15 protein-coding genes and 1 pseudogene are annotated in these 18,360 nt (G+C 70.4%); 5 read left to right on the forward strand and 11 right to left on the reverse strand.

Annotated features, from left to right (window positions below):
• Window positions 1–127 precede the first annotated feature (127 nt).
• Window positions 128–1,825, forward strand: coding sequence for an ABC transporter ATP-binding protein (locus tag ABZ260_RS04375; RefSeq protein ID WP_355612876.1), 1,698 nt, complete (start codon window positions 128–130; stop codon window positions 1,823–1,825).
• A gap of 100 nt (window positions 1,826–1,925) precedes the next feature.
• Here the strand turns inward: ABZ260_RS04375 and ABZ260_RS04380 are convergent, their stop codons facing one another.
• The 10 genes and pseudogenes from ABZ260_RS04380 to ABZ260_RS04425 form a co-directional block, all read right to left on the reverse strand.
• Window positions 1,926–2,708, reverse strand: a complete 783-nt coding sequence (locus ABZ260_RS04380) for a glycoside hydrolase family 16 protein (protein WP_355547513.1) — start codon at window positions 2,706–2,708, stop codon at window positions 1,926–1,928.
• Between the two features lie 2 nt (window positions 2,709–2,710).
• On the reverse strand, window positions 2,711–4,015 hold the full coding sequence (locus ABZ260_RS04385) for a hypothetical protein (RefSeq protein ID WP_355612879.1): 1,305 nt from the start codon (window positions 4,013–4,015) through the stop codon (window positions 2,711–2,713).
• Window positions 4,016–4,153: 138 nt separating this feature from the next.
• Window positions 4,154–4,915: a hypothetical protein gene (locus ABZ260_RS04390; protein WP_355612882.1), complete on the reverse strand. Its 762-nt coding sequence runs from the start codon at window positions 4,913–4,915 to the stop codon at window positions 4,154–4,156.
• Window positions 4,915–5,820, reverse strand: a pseudogene (locus ABZ260_RS04395) (MinD/ParA family protein); the annotation flags it as partial. The pseudogene ABZ260_RS04395 and the gene ABZ260_RS04390, both read right to left, overlap by 1 nt.
• A 123-nt stretch (window positions 5,821–5,943) precedes the next feature.
• On the reverse strand, window positions 5,944–7,875 hold the full coding sequence (locus ABZ260_RS04400; RefSeq protein WP_355612885.1) for a hypothetical protein: 1,932 nt from the start codon (window positions 7,873–7,875) through the stop codon (window positions 5,944–5,946).
• Entirely contained in the window at window positions 7,872–9,812 is a 1,941-nt protein-coding gene (locus ABZ260_RS04405; RefSeq protein WP_355612888.1) for a hypothetical protein, read from the reverse strand. The genes ABZ260_RS04400 and ABZ260_RS04405 overlap by 4 nt, the downstream gene beginning before the upstream one ends.
• Window positions 9,813–9,875: 63 nt before the next feature.
• Window positions 9,876–10,649 carry a hypothetical protein gene (locus ABZ260_RS04410; RefSeq protein WP_355612891.1) on the reverse strand — a complete coding sequence of 258 codons (774 nt, stop codon included), beginning with the start codon at window positions 10,647–10,649 and terminating at the stop codon, window positions 9,876–9,878.
• A gap of 1,134 nt (window positions 10,650–11,783) precedes the next feature.
• Window positions 11,784–12,053, reverse strand: coding sequence for a DUF2795 domain-containing protein (locus tag ABZ260_RS04415; protein WP_355612894.1), 270 nt, complete (start codon window positions 12,051–12,053; stop codon window positions 11,784–11,786).
• 28 nt (window positions 12,054–12,081) lie between these two features.
• Window positions 12,082–12,312, reverse strand: a complete 231-nt coding sequence (locus ABZ260_RS04420) for a hypothetical protein (protein ID WP_350913499.1) — start codon at window positions 12,310–12,312, stop codon at window positions 12,082–12,084.
• Window positions 12,302–12,547 carry a DUF6400 family protein gene (locus ABZ260_RS04425; protein ID WP_355547491.1) on the reverse strand — a complete coding sequence of 82 codons (246 nt, stop codon included), beginning with the start codon at window positions 12,545–12,547 and terminating at the stop codon, window positions 12,302–12,304. The genes ABZ260_RS04420 and ABZ260_RS04425 overlap by 11 nt, the downstream gene beginning before the upstream one ends.
• A 319-nt stretch (window positions 12,548–12,866) precedes the next feature.
• Between ABZ260_RS04425 and ABZ260_RS04430 the strand changes: the two genes are divergently transcribed.
• Window positions 12,867–13,136, forward strand: a complete 270-nt coding sequence (locus ABZ260_RS04430; protein ID WP_355612897.1) for a hypothetical protein — start codon at window positions 12,867–12,869, stop codon at window positions 13,134–13,136.
• Window positions 13,137–13,396: 260 nt separating this feature from the next.
• On the opposite strand, the gene ABZ260_RS04435 is transcribed toward ABZ260_RS04430, so the two are convergent.
• Complete coding sequence (locus ABZ260_RS04435; RefSeq protein WP_355612900.1) at window positions 13,397–14,278, reverse strand: NBR1-Ig-like domain-containing protein; 882 nt, start codon at window positions 14,276–14,278, stop codon at window positions 13,397–13,399.
• Window positions 14,279–14,741: 463 nt separating this feature from the next.
• Here ABZ260_RS04435 and ABZ260_RS04440 point away from each other — a divergent pair, with 463 nt between their 5' ends.
• The 3 genes from ABZ260_RS04440 (at window position 14,742) to ABZ260_RS04450 (ending at window position 18,062) form a co-directional block, all read left to right on the forward strand.
• The gene (locus ABZ260_RS04440) at window positions 14,742–15,146 is read left to right on the forward strand and encodes a hypothetical protein (protein WP_355612903.1); all 405 of its coding nucleotides are present in this window, start codon (window positions 14,742–14,744) and stop codon (window positions 15,144–15,146) included.
• Between the two features lie 165 nt (window positions 15,147–15,311).
• The gene (locus tag ABZ260_RS04445; protein WP_355612906.1) at window positions 15,312–17,600 is read left to right on the forward strand and encodes a polysaccharide lyase 8 family protein; all 2,289 of its coding nucleotides are present in this window, start codon (window positions 15,312–15,314) and stop codon (window positions 17,598–17,600) included.
• A gap of 144 nt (window positions 17,601–17,744) precedes the next feature.
• Window positions 17,745–18,062, forward strand: a complete 318-nt coding sequence (locus ABZ260_RS04450; RefSeq protein WP_355547482.1) for a hypothetical protein — start codon at window positions 17,745–17,747, stop codon at window positions 18,060–18,062.
• Window positions 18,063–18,360: the final 298 nt, after the last annotated feature.

The raw sequence follows: 18,360 nt of genomic DNA on the forward strand, positions 1-18,360 counted from the left end.
GGGTGGTCCGGCGGCGGGCTTGTCACGCGGGCGAAATTTCGATACGAGAGGATTGACCGGAGATCTACCACTATTTAGGGGATTTGTGGTTGGCGCTCTCGATCACCGCTACCGCGGTGAGCATCCAATGCGTACGCTCGCCTATCTCTTCCGGGAGGACCGCCTCAGGCTGCTCGTGGCGGTCTTCGCCTTCCTCTTCAAGCACAGCCCCACCTGGCTGCTGCCGCTGATCACGGCCAATGTCGTCGACATCGTGGTCGGTCACGGCCCGATCGCGCACCTGTGGGTCAACGCGGGCGTGCTGCTCGTCCTGCTGCTCCTCAACTATCCCCTCCACCTGCTCTACGTCCGCTGCCTGCACGGAGCCATCCGCCGGATGGGGACGGATCTGCGCTCCGCGCTCTGCCGCCGCATGCAGCAGCTCTCCATCGGCTACCACTCGCGGGTCAGCGCCGCCGTACTCCAGACCAAGGTCATCCGGGACGTCGAGAGCGTGGAGCAGACCAGCCAGCAGGCGGCGGACATGGGCCTGTCCGCGCTCACCATGCTGGCCGGGGGCCTGGTGGTGATCGCGGTGCGGGTGCCCGCCGCGATGCCGGTCTTCCTGGTGGTGGTACCCGCCGCCGCGCTGCTCGTGATGCGGCTGCGCGACGACAACGAGAGCTTCCGCCGCGAGGTCGAGCAGCTGTCCACCCGGGTCAGCGAGATGACCACGCTCATCCCGATCACCCGCGCGCACGGCCTGGAACAGGACGCCCTGCACCGCGTCGACGGCACGCTGACCAAGGTGCTGCGCAAGGGGCTCCGGCTGGACCTGCTCAACGGCAGTTTCGGCGCGCTGGCCTGGATCCTGCTCAACACGCTCGGTGTCGCCTTCCTCGCCGGCTCCGCGCTCGTCGCCTACTACCAGGTCATCCCCATCACCGCGGGCGACGTGGTCATGCTCACCACCTTCTTCGCCACCCTCACCTCCGCCGTCACCTCCCTGCTCAGCCTCACCCCGGTGATCAGCAAGGGGCTGGCCTCCGTACGATCCATCGGCGAGGTGCTCCAGGCGCCCGACCTGGAGCACAACGCGGGCAAGGAGCAGGTCGTCTCCGTCGGCGGCGAGATCGAGTTCCGCGACGTCGAGTTCTCCTACGGAGAGGGCACCGCGGTCACCGGGTTCAACCTCACGGTGGCCCCCGGAGAGACGATCGCGCTGGTCGGCCCCTCGGGAGCGGGCAAGTCGACGGTGCTCAACCTCGTCATCGGCTTCGTGCGTCCCACCTCCGGCCGGATCCTGCTGGACGGGCGTGACATGGAGACGCTGGATCTGCGGACCTACCGCAGGTTCCTGTCCGTCGTACCGCAGGAGTCGATCCTGTTCGAGGGCAGCATCAGGGAGAACATCACCTACGGCATGGCCGACGTCCCCTCCGACAGGGTGCGGCAGGCGCTCCAGGACGCCAACGCGCTGGAGTTCATCGACCGGCTCCCCGCCGGCCTCGACACGGTCGTCGGAGAGCGGGGCGCCCGTCTGTCGGGCGGCCAGCGCCAGCGTCTGGCCATCGCCCGCGCCCTGATCCGCGACCCGCGTGTGCTGATCCTGGACGAGGCCACCTCCGCCCTGGACACCCGCTCGGAGGCGCTCATCCAGGAGGCGTTGACCCGACTGGTCGCCGGGCGCACGGTCCTTGTCGTCGCTCACCGGCTGTCGACCATCCGCGGCGCCGACCGCATCGTGGTCATGCGCGAAGGCGGGATCCAGGAGGTGGGCACCCACGACGAGCTGATGCGGTTGCGCGGCGCCTACGCCGGGTTGCAGGGCGCCCAGCTCGCCTGAGCACCTCCGGCCGCCCGTTTCCCCGTGGACCAGCCTGCCCGGGAACGTGAGGAGGGTGCGGGACCCATGTCCCGCACCCTCCTGCCCTACCGAGACGGGGTCAGCCCGCGACGCCCGTCCCGGACGGGTAGATGCGGAGCCAGTCCACCTCCATCCACGCCTCTCCCGAACTGCCCTGGCCCGGGAACCAGTCCAGCTGCAGGCAGACCGACATCGAGCTGCGGGTGGCGTTGCCGGAGCGGAACCACTCCTGCCCGTCGATGTAGCCGACGACGCTGTTGGGGGTGATCTCCACCGCGTAGGTGTGCCAGGTGGTCATGTCGATGTTGGCGTGGGCCTGCTCCTGTCCCTGCGGGGTGTGCAGGAAGAAGTTCGGCCGCTGCCTGTTCGGGTCGTCGATGACCTCCAGGAAGTCCACCTCCTCGCCGGTGGAGCTCTGCACGTTGCCGCCGCCGTCCTTCGGCCACAGCAGGGCGACGGGATGGTACGACCCGGCGCCCGGGTACAGGCGGATGCGGGTCTCCCAGCGCCCGTAGGCCTGGTCGTGACGGGCGGCCAGCCCGGCCGTGGTCCCGTCCTCACGGCCGTACAGGTAGAGCGCCCCGTTGCCGAGGTAGAGCTGCTGCGGAGAGCGGCGGCCGTTACCCGCGTGCCCGGCCGAGTCGTAGAACACCCAGTCGGACTCGTTGAGGTAGTCGTCGAACTCCGCGCACCAGGACGGCGTGCCCCAGTTGAGGGCTTGCGCGGCGCTGGCCTCGCCGGTCGTGGCGGGGGCGCAGGGCGCCGCCGTGACCACCTCTCCCTGGGCCGCGCTGAGAGTGCTCACCGCCAGCGCGGCCACCATGCTGAGTACGGCTACCCGCACGTGGGATCTGGTGATCATGATTACTCCTCCCAGGATCTGGCGCAGAGTTTGGAGGGACTGAAGCTCCAGCAGCCGACGGTCGTCGGGCTGGGGGCCGCCGTTCTCCTCGGGCTTGACAGCGGCTGGGCGGACTGGGGCGGCGGTGCGAACACCCAGCGGGGCGTGTTCGACGACGAGGATCCCTGGTTCGAGACCGGCAGGGCGTCAGGAGACTCCGCGGTACGGCTCCGCCAGGGCGCGAGGCTCCAGCACGAGGCGACGTCGGCGGGGTCGCACACCTCCGAGGCGGAGCGCTTGAACGAGGGCGGCGGCACGACGGTCCGTGGGGAGGAGTCCACCGCCTGGGGCTGGTTGTCACGGACCCACTCGCTCAGCAGGGTGGGCTCGTAGACGCCGGTCTGCGCGGGGGCGGGCTGTGGTGTGTGCGACGCCTGGCTCGGCGCGCCGGTGCGCGGCGGTGTGGTGGGGATGGTGGGCTGGCTCGCCGAGGGCATCGGCGTCGCCTTCGGCGGGATCGACGTCGGCTTCGGGAACGTCGGCTTCGGGAGCGTCGGCTTCGGGATCGACGTTGGCTTCGGGAACGTCGGCTTCGGGAGCGTCGGCTTCGGGAGCGTCGGCTTCGGGATCGACGTCGGCTTCGGGAACGTCGGGAGTGTCGGCCTCGTGGGACTGGGGGTGGCGGCCGGTGCCGTGGTGGCCGGCGGGGTCGCGGCCGGGCCGGTGGCCGTCTCGCTCGGCTTCGGCGTGGTGGCCGACGGCTCGGTGCCCCCAGGAGGCCTGGTGGGCTGGGTGCTCTTCGGCGGCGTCTGGGTGGGCTTCGGGGGCGTCGTCGGCTCGGTGGTGCGCTTGGTGGTGGTGTTCGCGGATGGTTGCTCGGTCGGACGCGTCCTGGAGAGTGCCGGGTCCGCCGATGCGGTGGTCCTGGTCTGTGTGGGTTGCCGAGCCGCCGTGGTCTCCTCGGCGGGGACCTCCTCCTGTGGGGCGGGCGCGGCGTTCCTCGTACCGGGGCTGTTACGGGAGACCGGCGCGGTCTCGGCGGTGGAACTCTTGGGCTCCTCCGCCGGCTTCTCCTCGGTGGTGCGGGATTGTCCCGTCTGGGTGGGTGGAGGGCTCTCCCTCTGGGCCACGGGGGCCTCGGTGGCGCGGGATTGTCTCGTCTGGGTGGGTGGAGGGCTCTCCCTCTGGGCCACGGGGGCCTCGGTGGCGCGGGATTGTCTCGTCTGGGTGGGCGGGGAACTCTCCCGCTGGACGGAGGGGATCACGATCTCGGAGACGGCCTCCTGCTGGGGGAGCGCCTCCTGGATCGGGCCTGAGGTGGTGCTCACGCCGGGATCCGCCACGGCGGCCCACGGCTGGGCGATGACCGCGCTTGTAGTCGCGGATACCGCGGCCAGCAGTAGGCCGGAGAGTAAGCTGACTCGCCGGGACGAGCTACGTGGGGGCATTGATGGCTCTTCCTGGATCTATGAGGTGGGCTTTGGGCCGGAGATGGGTCTCCAGCCGGCGGTGGTGAATTCGGGGGTGCCCGGCAGGGCGACCGGCGGCACGGAGGTTGCCAGGGGGTCGGGGATGTTGACCCAGTCCCCCTGGTTCGCGCCGCGCATGCCGGGCTGCCAGCGCATGAGCAGGCTGATGGCGTACGAGTTGGAGAAGGTCGGTTCGGTGTCCCCGACGCCCCGGGTGGCGGTCACCTGGACCAGGACCGAGACCTGCATCTGATCCTGGCCGCGGGGTTTCCACTGGACGCCGACCGTCCGTGTCCGCATGGCGGCGCCGTCGGGTAGCGCCCCGTCCTTGGGAAGGCCGAGGATCTCGCGCCATCCGGCGACGGCCTCGCGGGCGCCGGCCCGTGCCGCGTCGTGCTGCTCGGGTGCCGCGTACAGCAGCGCCGCCTGCTCGGCCTGTGCGGAGTCCAGGGTCCACGCCGCCTCCAGCGCGGCGGCGGCGGCCGAGATCGCGCCCACCTCGCTGCGAGGGAATCCGACGGGGTAGCCGGCCGCGCCCTCGTAACCGGAGGGCGGGGCGAGTATGACGGTGTCCCCGGCGTTCCCGACGGGTACGGAGGCGCTCACGGTTTCGGGTTCGGATCGCAGGAGCTGCCATGCCGCGGCCGCCAGCAGGATCGCCCCCACGATCGAGACGACCACGATGATCATCCGGCGCCGAGCGTTCGGCGGCGGGCCCAGATCCCAGTTCAGCCCGGGATCGTCGGCGACAGGCCGCACTAGTGGCTCCGATCGGTGCGCTGGTTGAACGTCTGCCCGGCCGCCGCCGCCAGGCGGAGGTACGCGCCCCGGGTCGTGGGCCGCAGGCGGACCAGGTCAACCTCGGCACCCTCCTTGAGGTGCGGGTCGTAGGGGATACGGATCACCGCGCGGCAGCGGGAGGTGAAGTGGCGCTCCAGCAGGTCCAGGTCCACGTCGGACTTGGCCTCCACGGCGTTCAACACGACGATGGCGTTCCTGACCAGGTCGGCGTGGCCGTGGGCGGTCAGCCAGTCCAGCGTCGCGGCGGCAGAGCTCGCCCCGTCCACCGCGACCAGGCTGACCAGCACGATCTGGTCGGCCAGCTCCAGCGTCGCGCCCATGGCCCCGTGGAGCAGGCCGGTACCGCAGTCGGTGATGCAGATGGAGTAGTAGCGCTCGATGAGACCGGCGACGGTGCGGTAGTCCTCGGCGTTGAAGGCCTCGCTCACGGCCGGATCGGTGTCGGAGGCGAGGACCTCAAGCCGGGCGGGGGACTGTGAGGTGAAGGCACGCGCGTCGGCGTAGCGCAGGATGTGGGGGGCCTCGGCCAGCATGGTGCGGATGGTCGCGGCCGTCTCGGACTTGACCTTGAGGCCCAGGGTCCCGCGGTCGGGGTTGGCGTCGATCGCGATCACCCGGTCGCCGCGCAGGGAGGCCAGGGTGTTGCCGAGGGCGACGGTCGTCGTGGTCTTGCCCACCCCGCCCTTGAGGCTCATGACCGCGATCCGGTGGTGCCCGCTCGCGACGGGGGTCTGTGCCTGCGCCATCAGCGTGCGCCGTTCCAGCTCCGCCGCCGACTCCGCGGGGATGATGCGCCTGCCGGAGAGTTGCCAGACGAGGCGGCGCCATCCTCCGGCGGGCTCAGGACGGCGGTTGGTGAGCAGGTGTTCCGCGGTGAGCGGGACCGTTTCATGGAACTGCTCGGCCGGAGCGGGCGGTGATGTCTGGATATGGGGGGAGGTATCCGTCATTGCCAAGTTCCTTTCGCAGGGAGGGGTACGGGGCTGTCAGCAGGTCCGCCAGCGCACCGTCGTACTGATCGAGTCGTCGAGGCCGTGAACGGTCAGCGGAGTGGTGACGGAGGCGGGGGCACCACACCAGTTGCGGATCCGGTGGGCCCGCAGGTTGATCACCTGCGTGACCCCTTCCCGCAACGTGCCGTCGGAAGGGCTCACGGCCAGGCCGGGAGCCGATATCCGCCACTTCAACGGCTCTCCCGAGATGGTGAGGATCATGCTTCCCTGGCCGAACTCGTCCAGCGTCACCACGGGCGGGACCCGCAGGCGAGAGGCGAGTCCGTCTCGTCGCGCCGGCGCGCCCGCGGTGGGGCCAGAATTGGGGGGAGCCTGGGTGGTCTGGCTGGTGGACGCCTGCAGCGACCTGGCCGGCTCCTTTGACTCGATCGCGGGGCCGAGAAGGTTCATTCCGGTCAGGGTGCCGGCCGCGCCCGCCACGACGATGATGACGATCTTGATCGTCATGTTCCTGATCCGGGTACCGGCCCAGCTGAGCGCCTCCAGCACGCGGATCCCCATCTCGATCCGCTCCTCGTCGGGGCGGTCGTCGGGTTCGGTGTGGAAGCGCAGCACGGGAACCTGGGTGTCGTCGCGCATCTCGACGGACGCCTGCCCCGCGATGACAACGGGCTCGGCCCTGGCGACGGGTTGAGAGGCGGGCGGCGCCTGCCTGGGGATGGTGCCGGTGATCTCCTCGCTCTGGGCGAGGACCTCGCGCGCCCATGCCTGGGTGAGCAGGGCGTCGTACAGCGGGGTGTCGTGCCCGGGTACGGGGGGTGTGGACGGTGGGCGGACCGGCCGGGTCCTGCGGGGTGGCAGGGCGGGCAGCGGGGGCAGGCCGGAGGGATCGGAGGCGCCCGCCGCCGGCCCGCCGGCCGGTGGCGTGACCGTACTCGCCGACCCCGTACTCGCCGACCCCGTACTCGCCGACCCCGTGCCCGTTGACGTCGTGGCCGGTGGTTTCGTCGATGGTTTCGCCGGCGGTTTCGAGGCCACCGGCGGATAGGGAGGTGTGCCGACCCTGGGCGCGGGCAGTGCCACGGCCGGCGGTACCGGAGCGGCGGGGACACCGCTCCCGGCCGTAGGAGCGGGGAGGACGGAGGACCGGCCCTCGGCGGGAGGTGCGGGCAGGAGCGCGGACCCGCCGCGGGCCGGGTGCGCGGGCGGGACCGCCTCCGGAGGCAGCGAGTCCGTGAGCCGCTGCCGCTCCTCGACGGAGAGCGGCGCGACCGGCGGGTGGGAGATCATCTGTGGGACCGTGTAGCGGATGTTGATCGGCCGCGTGCACACGGAACACCTGATCATGTGGGAGAGCAGGGTCGTCCGGGCGTCGTCGGGATCGATGGCGGCGGATGCCTGCCCACCGGGCCTACCGGTGGGGAAGACGCCGGGAAAGACCGCCTCCACCAGCGGGGCGAGCTCCGGACAGGTACGCCGCCCGTTGGCGAGCGCGTCCAGCCCGCTCACCAGGGTCTCGATCAGATCCTGGGTACGGGTGGCGAGCCTGCCGATCTCGTCGGCGGGCATTCCCAGCACGTGGGGGAGATCCTCCATGCCGAGCGCGTGGCGGTACATCAACCTGAGCGTCTCCGTGCCCAGGGGGTCGACGATCGTCCACACCCGTTCGATCAGCAGGGCATCGGGCATGCCAGGCCCCGAACCCGGCACGTACCGCTCCCGGTGGCCGGTGGAGGTGCGGCAGTCACGTCGCAGCGCGGCCAGCAACCGTCCCCGGACCGTGACGCCCTCGGGGGCGGCCTCGGTCCGGCCGGCCGCCAGCGCGGCGACGACCGCCGCGCGTGCCCGGCCGGATTCGAGGCGGGAGGCGGCGTAGTCCATCAGGTGCGCGCCGTGCTCGCGCACCCAGGCCGCCCCCTGGCCGGGGCCGGGCGCGAAACGCCCGGTTCCGGTGGGTGTGCTCATTGGCCGTCGTATCCGACCGGGTCCGGCTCGACCTGGCCTTGGTCAGGCTGGAAGGGGGAGGTCCGGTTTCGGTCGTTCTCGCCGCGCCCCCACTGTGCGGGGGTACCGTCTCCGGTGCCCGGCTGCGCCGGGCTCAACCGGCCGGGATCGGGCTGTGCGGGAACCTGCCGGCCCTGGTCGGGCTGATCGGGAAGGTTCTGGCCGGGAAGGGACTGGCCGGGATCGGGCTGGCCGGGATCGGGCTGGCCGGGATCGGGCTGGCCGGGATCGGGCTGGACCTGGTCGGGCACCGGCTGGGGAAGCGGCGCGGGAGCGGGGTCGGTCACCACGAGTTCCAGGTTCCGCTGGGGCAGGCCGGTGAACTTGGTCCAGTTGCTGACCTCACCGGATGCGGGCTCCGCGTAGAGCCAGCGGATGAACGCGGGCCACAGGCACGAGTCGCGGGGGATCGTCTGGCCGCTCTGGGCCGGGCTCGGCCCCTGGGACGTGCTCAGCGCCTGGAGCTCCTCGGTGGTGTAGTTGCGGCATGGTGGCGTGCCCGGCGGGGCGATGTTGAGATCCCACACGCCGTTCTCGTCCGTGTAGCGCATGCCCCTGTCCAGCCCGAGGGCCTCGTAGGCTCGCCGCAGGAGCTCAGGGTCCTCGAAGACCGGCAGCGAGACACCGTTCTGGCCGCCGGGGAGTTGCGGCGTGGCCGGCATGAGCACGGTTCCGTCGGGACCCTGCGACGCGTTCTCGCCGGGACCGGCGGACGGCTGCGGCTGCGGCTGGACAGGCTTCAGGCTGCCACCGGGCGCCGTCGGTGCCGCTGTCGGCGTCACCGTTCTCGGCGGGGCCGACGGCTGCTTCCTCGGCGAAGGCGCGCCCGCGTCGTCCGTCGGCCTGGTCGCGGGGGGCACGACGACGGGCGCCGTGGGGGGCCTGACATCGCCGGAGGGCACGATCGGCTGGCCCGTACCCGACCGGATCGCCGGCCGCAGGGTGCCCGTCGGCCGGGTGTGCGGTGCCGTCTCCCCTGGCTGGGAGGTTCGGTTGCCGCCGGGAGGCTGGGGTTGTGACTTGTTGTCGCCGGTGGGCTGTGGCTGGGAGGTTCGGTTCCCGCCGGGAGGCTGGGAGGGCTTGTTCCCGCCGGGGGGTTGCGGTTGTGAGGTTCGGTTCCCGCCGGGGGGCTGGGAGGGCTTGTTCCCGCCGGGGGGCTGGGGCTGCGATGACAGTGAGGGGCCCGAGGACTTCGTCCTGCCGGCCTCAGGAGCAGGCTTGGGCGGCGAGACCACCTCGATCTTCTTCTCTGCCGGGTGCTCGATGACGCTGCCGCTCTCGCTCTCGCTCTGCGAGATGTTTCCGCTGACCCTCTCCGTCGGCGTCGGCGCCGGAGGGGCCGGGGGCTTGACGGGCTGGGGATTCGCCACCGGTGGTGCAGCCGGAGGTTGCACCGGCCCCGGGTTGGGGGCGGGCTGCACCGGCGCCGAGGTGGCCTTGGGGGCCGGGGCGCTCGTCGTGGGGGTCGAGGGTTTCGCCGCCGTGGTCGTCTTGGGCGGTGGCGGGGTCGGCGTGCTCTTGGGGTTTCCGGGCCGCTGTGCGAGAGGGGCTGCGGCGGCGGCCAGGGCCAGGACCGGGAGGGCGACACAGCCTTCCCCCGATGCCTCGACCGCGTGCCCATCGGTGGTGGTGGTCAGGCAGACCCGCGGGTCCGTGGAGTCACCCCTGCGTGCACCGCCCGCGATGGTGCTGCCCGCGTCGGCGCCGGAGAGCGGGACCGGTTGATCACTGCCGGAAGACGCGCTCGATGACCAGGCCTTGGCCTGGTCATCGAGGAGATACGTGCCCGCGGCCAGCCGCATCACCTGCCCCCCGCCGGGGTCGGGGCGGACGGCGATGACGGTTCCCAGCCCGGCGCCGGCGCTGAAGACGCCGATCGCGACACTCGCAGTGAGCACCGTCGCGCGTGATGGCTTACGTGAGGGTGTCATTATGAATGTTCCTTTTCTTCCGGTGAAACGTCAGTCGCCGTGGCTCTCCAGGACGTCGCTCCACTCGCCCAGCACGCGAGCGGGCTCGTTCGAGCCGGCAGGGGGGACATATGTCACATACATGCGTCCGTATGTGGCGCTCACCGAGTGGGCGAAGGCCTTACCGCGGGTGCGGACGGCGGCCGAGCCCTTCAGCTTGACCGTCGCGCCCTCCCGCTCCGCTTCGCGGACCTCGGTGGATCGGGCTCCATACCAGACCAGGGCGCCCCCGTCACTGGTCCTGAGCGCGCGTACCGGTCCCTCAAGCCGGTACGACAGCGTGAGCTTCCAGTCGGCCTGTCCCAGCTGCGCCCGCTCCTGCTGCCAGAACAGTGCGGCCTCGCTGGTCCACGGCCCCTCGTCGAACCGCGCGTCGACCTCGGCGTTCTCCAGGCTCGCCAGGTGTGCGCGGGCGATCTGGCGAGGGGTCGCGCTCAGCCCGGTGGCGTTCTCCGGCAGGCTCGTCGCGTAGCCTTCGGCGTCGGTCGCTATCTTGGGGAACCGCGCCGGGGTGGCACGCGTGTCGGCGGCCGAGGCGACGAGCCGCCAGCCACCGGGGGCCGAGCTCATCACGTCGACGATCCGGGCGACACCGGGTTCGTACGAGACCGCCACGAACCAGTCGGCGGTGCCGTTCACGTGGCGCGGGATCCACATCTGCGGGTTGGGCCATATCCCCGAGGCCAGCGACTTCTTCTCCATCTCGGCGGTCTTGAAGCCGGCCCGCGTCATCTCCAGCGCGAGCCCGTGCTCCAGCTTCGCCATGGCGGCCTGGTCCTTCCTGCTCTGGGCGGCCGACAGCCCTCGCTGGTAGCGGCCGTGGATGCCGTACGCCTCCTTGACGGTGAGCTGAGGCGGGCGGGACGCGGCCGGCGAGTCGGTGTCGGGCGGGGGGGTTTCCGTCTCGCTCCGGGGTTTCTCCGTACGGGGCTTCTCCGTGGGGGGTTTCTCCGTACCGGTCGCCTCGGGGCGAGGAGAGGACCTACCGCTCTTTGCGGGTTTCGGGGTTGGTCCGGGGGTGGGGGGTGAGGAGGACGGCGTCGGTGAGGGCGAGGAAACGGCCTTCTCCCAGCCGGCGTCCGAGGAGTCGGGGGTGGGGTTCGCCGCGAGGGACGGACCGGAGGGCTCTCTGGTCGCGAGCCAGATCGCGGAGGCGGCGATGATCGCTAAAACCGCCGTGAACAGAATGACCTTCCGCCAATCGAATGACAGGAGGCGTTCGGGATGCCAGTCGGATCCCTGTTCGGAATCATGCCTGGAGGAAGCACTGCCACGGCCAGAGGACCCAGCCTGTCCATCTGGGAAATCTGATGCACGCCATGACATAGGTCCAAATATTAGACTGACCGTGATCTATTGGGAAGGTAAAGGGCTTAGTAATTGACACTTATGGCTATTTGATTATAAATAACACTTAAGTCGACATATGGTCTGTCCGAAACACGGACGGCCCCCACCTGCTGGCATCCTGTCGATGGACCGTACCAGTAGTTCTCTAGAGATGTGCCGTCATCTCTGGGTTTCGGGTGACCTTCCGTACCCCTTGGTGAACTGCCCTTTTTCCAGAGCAAGCCTGTCGTTCACCTTCCGTTGGTCTTTCCGGTCTCCGGCCAGGCGTCCCGCAGGGGGCAAGTGATCGCGAAAACCTTTCACACTCCGGATTGGTACAAGCTCCATAACAACTTGATATGAATGCGTTTCCCGGGTTCGGCTGTTCGGCCTCGGACCCCGTTCCGGGAATTGGAGCTCCGTCTTTTCCGTGCCCGCCGGGGGACGACGGTCTCCCGCCTCAGGAGGGGCGCCCCGAACGGCCCGTCGGGCATGCGATCGACCCGCGGCGAGCGCGGGTGGGGAGGCCCGGTGTCGACGCGAAACGTTCCATCCGGGCAGGGGAGCCATCTACTCCAACTCGATGAGCTCCACCAGAACCGTGTCCGCCCCGGGGTGCTCCCGTTCCGGGATCATCAGCAGCGAGTCGACCACCACCTGGTGGGCTCCCCGGGTCCTGGCCTCCGCGACCAGGTGCTCGCGCTGGGCCGGGTAGGAGACCCCCTCCAGATAACGCCGGGCGACCTCGCCGAACGCCTTGCCGACCTCGGTCGGCGAGTGATGGTTCCGGTCGGGGAGCTGTCGCAGGATGCCGTTGACCCGCTCGCATTCGTCGCGCACGTGGGTGACGTTGACACCTTTGGCCAGGTCAGCCGGAGGTGGTCCGGCCGCCCGCGCCGAAGCCCGTCTCGTGGTTCCACAGGTGGGTGCATCCCGGGCACTGCAGGTGCAGCAGGCTTCCGGTGTTGCCGATGAGGTAGCGCCAGTGCTCCCCGCAGTTGCGGCCGCCTAGGCAGTCGTCGCAGTCGCGGTGGTCCTGGCAGCCGGGGCAGGGCACCCACGCCCTGCGTCCGAAGTCGGCGTGTGGGTCAAGCGGCACGGCCGGACTCCCTGGGGGGAAGCACGCCGGCGGCCACGAGCATGTCGTAGATCTCCTGCTGCCGGCTGTCGAGGCCGGAGTAGAGGAGGTCGTACGCCTCCTCCTCGGCCCGCAGCACCCCCGGCGGATCCCAGTCCGGCTCCAGCGCCGCCATGACGGCGGCGCGGCGGCGAGTCTCCTCAAGGGTGAGGTCGATCTCGAAGTCGACATACGGGCTGGCGCTGTCCTGACTCATGACATGGCTTCCGGGTCTGCTGGTGAGCGTGTCGGAGGAGCGATCGGGAAGGGCGGCGGCGCCGGAGATATGACCTGGTTCGGCCTGGGCCGGGCCGCTCTTCGCGATCAACCACATGTGCTGCGGGGAGGGGCTCCTCCTGGAGGGAAATTTCTGTCCACTATATACCTATATATCCTTTATATTGCCTTTAGTGGTGCTTCGGGTGATGCGCGGCAGCCGGGCCGCGGGCGCCGCCTGATGTCCGGCATCCGGCATCCGGGGTCGGCGTCCGGGACGGGGAAACCGGGAGCCGAGAGCAGAACCCGGGGGACCGGGTATGGAGCACCCCGAGGACAACTACGGCTCGGGGGCTGCCATGACCACCTACACCCTGTCGATCGTCGAAGGCGACACCGGCGGTATCTCGTCGGGCAAGGACCTCTTTTCGCCCGACTCTCCGATCGATTTCAGCGACCTCGGCCCGTATGCCCTGATGTGGCTGACCGAGCACGGTTACCGGGAGCAGGGCAGGCGGGTCCTGGTCACTCCCGCGGGCCGGCATCCCGAGGGGGTCCACGTGATCGCCTCCCACGACGTGGACCTCTGACTCCCGTCGGATACGGCTCCCCGGGCGCCGTATCCGATTCCCTGGCGCCACCGGGGGCGTACCCGATCATGGTTGGGCGGCCCGGCGGAACCGGGTGCCGCGCGGCAGGCGGCGCCTCACCGGGCGGCACCCCCGGCCTTGGCCGGACTGACCGCAGCCGCCGGACGGGCTCGTGCTGCTCCCCGAAGATCCGGTGCCTTGCCCGCCGCGACCCCTCTCCGGCACCGGGTCCGACCCGTGAAGCTCTCCGAGGTGGACGATCACTTCACCGTGACATCCAGAAATATCGGATTTTTCCCGGCGAACAGTGGGGCCCCGTCCTCGTTGGTCATCTTCCAGTAGATCTTGCACCTGCCCGGGCTGTCGGCGGCGCGGACGCGCACCGCTATGTCGACGGTCTCGCCGGGGGCGGTCGTCTCGATCGCGACCCGTTCGGGAGCATGGCACGGGGTCTCGTTCATCCGGTCGAGGTAGCGCCTGTGCCACGGGATGGTCCCCGAGTTGCGGAGCCTCCACACCTTCGTGAAGTGCGTCCCGCCCCGCACCACGGTCCCGTCCGGATGCGTGACGTCCCCCTCGAAGGCGGAGTCGTCGCGCGGTGAGGCGGCCTGCGTCAGGGGGGCCTGCGGAACGGGCTTCTCCTCCCCGCCGTCGGACGACGCGACGAAGGCGATGAGGGCACCCGCGCCACCGGCGACCACGGCGGACAGCACGGTGAGGACGACCGGCTTCCTGACGTGCGACCGTCGAACCCCCCGGGATCCGGTCTCGGCCCCGGCTCCGGCCGGGATGGGCTCCTGGCCGGTGCTCCTGGCCCGCTCCCAGTGCTCCCGCCACTCGCGCTCGGCCTCGGCCGGGTCCTGTCCCAGCCGGTCGACCGCCAGGACCCGAACGAACTCCCACGTCGTCTCCCAGCTCGGCAGCACCTGTCCCCGGGCGGCGGCGGCCAGCGACGACTTCGAGGCGGCCGCGCCCAGACGGGACGACATCTCGGCGAAGGAGGGGGCGCCCGCCTCCTCCTTGAGTTTCCAGAGCCGGTGCGCGAGCAGCGAGACAGGGCCGGACTCAGGATCGGGCCGGACCGGTTTCCGCCCCCGCCGTGTCCCCGGCTCACCGTCCCGTGGATTCGCTGACTCCGCCATATCCACCCCCTGCTCGACACCGCCGTACGGACATCCGCACGCCCCAGACGCGGCCTCTTCGGCAGTACGCCCAAAACCTGAGGAGATTACCGGAAGTCACCCTTGCCGGCCGTCCGCCGCCGTGCGGTCCGGATCTGATCCGCAGAGCGCACGGCTGTGACCTGCGCCGTCAATTGTCCAGAGGGGTCTGGACAATGTTTGGCCGCATATCCGGTGGATCCTCCTTGTCGCCGGTCGCGGCACACCGGCATAGTCGGGGCCACTCCTCGCCTTACCGCTTCCGTGGATTCCCGCAGTGTTCGCGATCCACGCAGGAAGCGGGGCCTACGGGGGCCGCGAGGACTCGGGGCCGCGTTTCCATCCACGGGCGTCATCCGTGGATGGAAACGCGCCCGCATCGGAAAACATCTCCGTCCCACTGACCGCACCCCGGAAAACCGCGTTCCGACGAGAAGGAGAGAACATGAACCACCGGAAACTGACCTCTGCGGTGGCCGCGACCGGTGTCGCGCTCGCGATGATGGTCACGCCCGCCATGTCCGCCACGGCCCAGGCCGCGGCGCCCGCCGCCAAGGTGGCGGCGAAGTCCGCGGACACGGCCGGAACCCTGGACGTCAAGAGGGCGAGTATCGCCTGCTCCAAGCCCGCGGGAAAGAAGGCCAACTATTCCTGGGGTACGGGTAGTAACGACTCCACGACTGTCTACTTCAACAACCACTGCTCGCACAAGGTGAAGGCGAAGCTCCACTTCAGGGCCGGCGGCGGCCAGACCACCACGAAGTGCCTGATCACCAACGGTAAGACGAGCGGCAAGAAGAAGTTCTGGGTCACCCGCTACCACCTGAAGAAGATCACCAAGGGCTGCTGACAGCCCGTCGGCCAGGGCAGGGCGCCTCGCTCGGGACAGGCAGCGAGCGAGGCGCCCTCATGCCCGGGTGGGGCGGCCTCCGGCGGAGGTCCGGAGTGCCCGAGCGCGTGAGGCGGTACGGCTTAGCATCCGGAGCGGCGGTGACCGTCGCCTCACAATCTATATATGAGCGGATATTCCAGGCGATTATTTCTCCAGCTCGGCGGTGCCGCCGCAGCTGGAGCGCTGGTTCCGGCGCGTACCGCGCCCGCGGAGGACGACTCCTTCGCCCTGCTGCGCCGCCGCTGGTGTGAGGTGACGACGGGGGCGGGATTCGACCCGACCGCCGAGCCGTACCGCACCCGGCTGGCGAGGCTGGGGACGACTGCCGCCCTGTACCGGGACACCATGGCACCGGCCGGCACCTCGCTCTGGCCAGGGCTGGCGTTCCCCTCCTTCACCGACACTCCGGCGCGGTTGCGGACCATGGCCCGCGCGTACGCGCTGCCGGGCACCGGGCTGACCGGCGACGCGAACCTGGCCGCCGGCGTCGCGGAAGGCATCGACCACTACCGGCGGCGGGTGTACGCCGCGGGCGCCGACCCGGCGGGCAACTGGTGGAACTGGCAGATCGGCGTTCCCAGAAAGCTCCTCGACGCGGCCGTGCTGATCGGTCCGCACCTGACAGACCCACGAAGCGGGGCGCTCCAGGAGGCGGTGGACCACTTTCTCCCCGAGTGCCGCCTGAACGACTACGAGGGCACCAGCACCGGGGCCAACCGGGTGGACCTGTGCACGGTGATGCTGCTCCGCGCCACCCTCGGCTCCGACTCCGGGAAGGCCGCGTCGGCCGCCTCCGCGCTCTCCCCGGTCTTCCGCCACGTCTTCGAGGGCGACGGGTTCTATCGGGACGGCTCGTTCATCCAGCACACCTCCGTCCCCTACCAGGGCGGGTACGGGGTGGTGCTGCTGTCCGGGCTCGCCACACTGTTCGCGGTGCTGCGCGGCTCGCCATGGGAGATCACCGATCCGAACAGGCAGGTTGTCTTCGACGGCGTCGAGAGGTCGTTCGCGCCGTTCGTCCACGACGGCTTCTGCATGGACCTGGTCAGCGGCCGGGGGATCGGCAGGGAACCGTACGGCGACCACCGCAGGGGACGCGACATCACCGCGGCGATCCTGCTGCTGGGGGAGGCGGCCTCTGCCGCCGAGCGGGTCCGCTGGCAGGGCATGGTCAAGGGGTGGGCGCTGCGCGACACCTCCAGACCCATGCTCGACGCGGCAGAGAGGAGCGACCTGGGGTTCCACGCCCGCCTCGCCGCGGTCCTGGACGACGACGCGATCCCGGCGGCCGAGGAACCGCTCGGGCACCGGCTGACGGCGATGAGCGCCCGCGCCGTCCACCGCAGGCCGGCCTGGTGCGCGGGGCTCAGCATGGCCTCGTACCGGATCGGCCACTACGAGCACGGCAACGGCGAGAACCGGCGCGGCTGGCACACCGGCTCGGGGATGCTCTACTGGTGGGGCGAGGGGCACGGCGACCAGTACTCGGACTCCTTCTGGCCCACCGTCGACCCCTACCGCCTGCCGGGCACGACCGTCTCCACCAGGCGGCTGGCCGACGGCGCCGGTAACGCCTGGGGCGACACCTGCCCGCCCGCCCGCTGGGTGGGCGGCGCCACCGACGGCACCTACGCGACGGTCGGCCAGCACCTGAACGGCTTCGAGAGCACGATGGAGGCTTTCAAGTCGTGGTTCTTCCTCGACGACGCGGTGCTCTGCCTGGGGGCCGGGATCACGAGCGAGGACGGCGCGGTGGTCGAGACCGTCGTGGACAACCGCAGGACCGGCGCGCCCCTCACCGTGGACGACCGGGAGGGCTGGGCGCATCTGGCCGGGCACGGCGGCTACGTCCTGCCCTGTCCCACCCGGCTGCGCACGCTGCGCGAGGAACGCACGGCAGGCCAGGTGACCCGGAGCTACGTGACGCTCTGGCTGGACCACGGCGTCGACCCGGACTCGGCCGGTTACGTCTACCTTCTCCTGCCGGGGGCGAGCCGGGCGGAGACCCGGGCCCGTGCCGCCGACCCCGGCTGGGCACGGGTGCTCGCCAACACCGCCCGGCAGCAGGGCGTCCGGGTCCCGTCTCTCGGAATCACCGCGGTCAACTTCTGGAACGACGGAGCCGTCGGCGGCCTGGCCGCCTCCGCCCCGTGCGCGGTCCTGGTCAGGGAGCGCGGCGACGGTACGGCCACGTTGACCGTGTCGGATCCCCGGCGCGACCTGGACGAGCTGATCGTGACCTGGGACCGGCCGGTGGCCGAGGTGCTCGGCGAACACCCGCTCCTGACGAGTGCCACGACCGGCGCGAGTCTCACCCTCGCCTTCGGACGACTGGCGGACCGGGGCGGCGGCTCGCAGACGGTCACCGTACGGCTCGACCGGCGCGCGGGGCTGGAACGTTCGCCGGGTTGACCGGCTTCGGATTTTCATTACCCAGAGTGATTGACACATCACTTTCCATTACCTGATGATGGCCGATGTCGGTGGTTCCGTATGGACGACGCCGGGGCACCGAGATCTTTCGGGGCATGCTTCAAGACCATCCAGGAGGGGCGAATGAAGCTGTTCGGTGCTGTTCTGGGGGTGATCGTGGTGTCGGCCACGGCCGTTCTCGCCTGGGCGGGGCCGGGTGCGGCCGCCGAGGGCGAGGTCATCGTCTTCACCACCGAGTTGGAGGAGCTCGGCAGGTACCGGGACCTGCCCGCCGGTGGATGCAGACGGCTCCCGCCGACCGCGCATCTGCTGATCAACCTGACCGATTCCAAGGTCTTCATCCACGCGGGTCCGCTCTGCCTTGGCCCCGGTGTTCCGGTCGAGCCGAATCACGGCTGGCACGCCCCGCCCGGCGGACAGTCGAGCTTCTCCACAGCCTGATCGCGACAGGTGAACGGTGTGACGTGGTCCGGGTTCGCCCGGTAGGCACGTCCGGCTCGCTGCCGACCCGACCGTCAAAATCATGACCACCGGTGATCGGGGGCGGAGGTCACCCGGAAAATTCCCGCCCGCACAGGCCGGCGGCCCGATCGCGCGAAATTCCAGGTTTTCGGGTTCAGGGGTGCCGGCCGGCTCTTTATTCATGCCCCCATCACGCACGTTTCTCCACCTGGCACCCGACACCCGATATTCGATATCTGACGCTCGATGGCATCCAGCCCGACGCGGTGAGTGGAGC

The sequence above is a fragment of the Streptosporangium sp. NPDC006013 genome, assembly GCF_040614275.1.
Taxonomy (GTDB): Bacteria; Actinomycetota; Actinomycetes; order Streptosporangiales; family Streptosporangiaceae; genus Streptosporangium.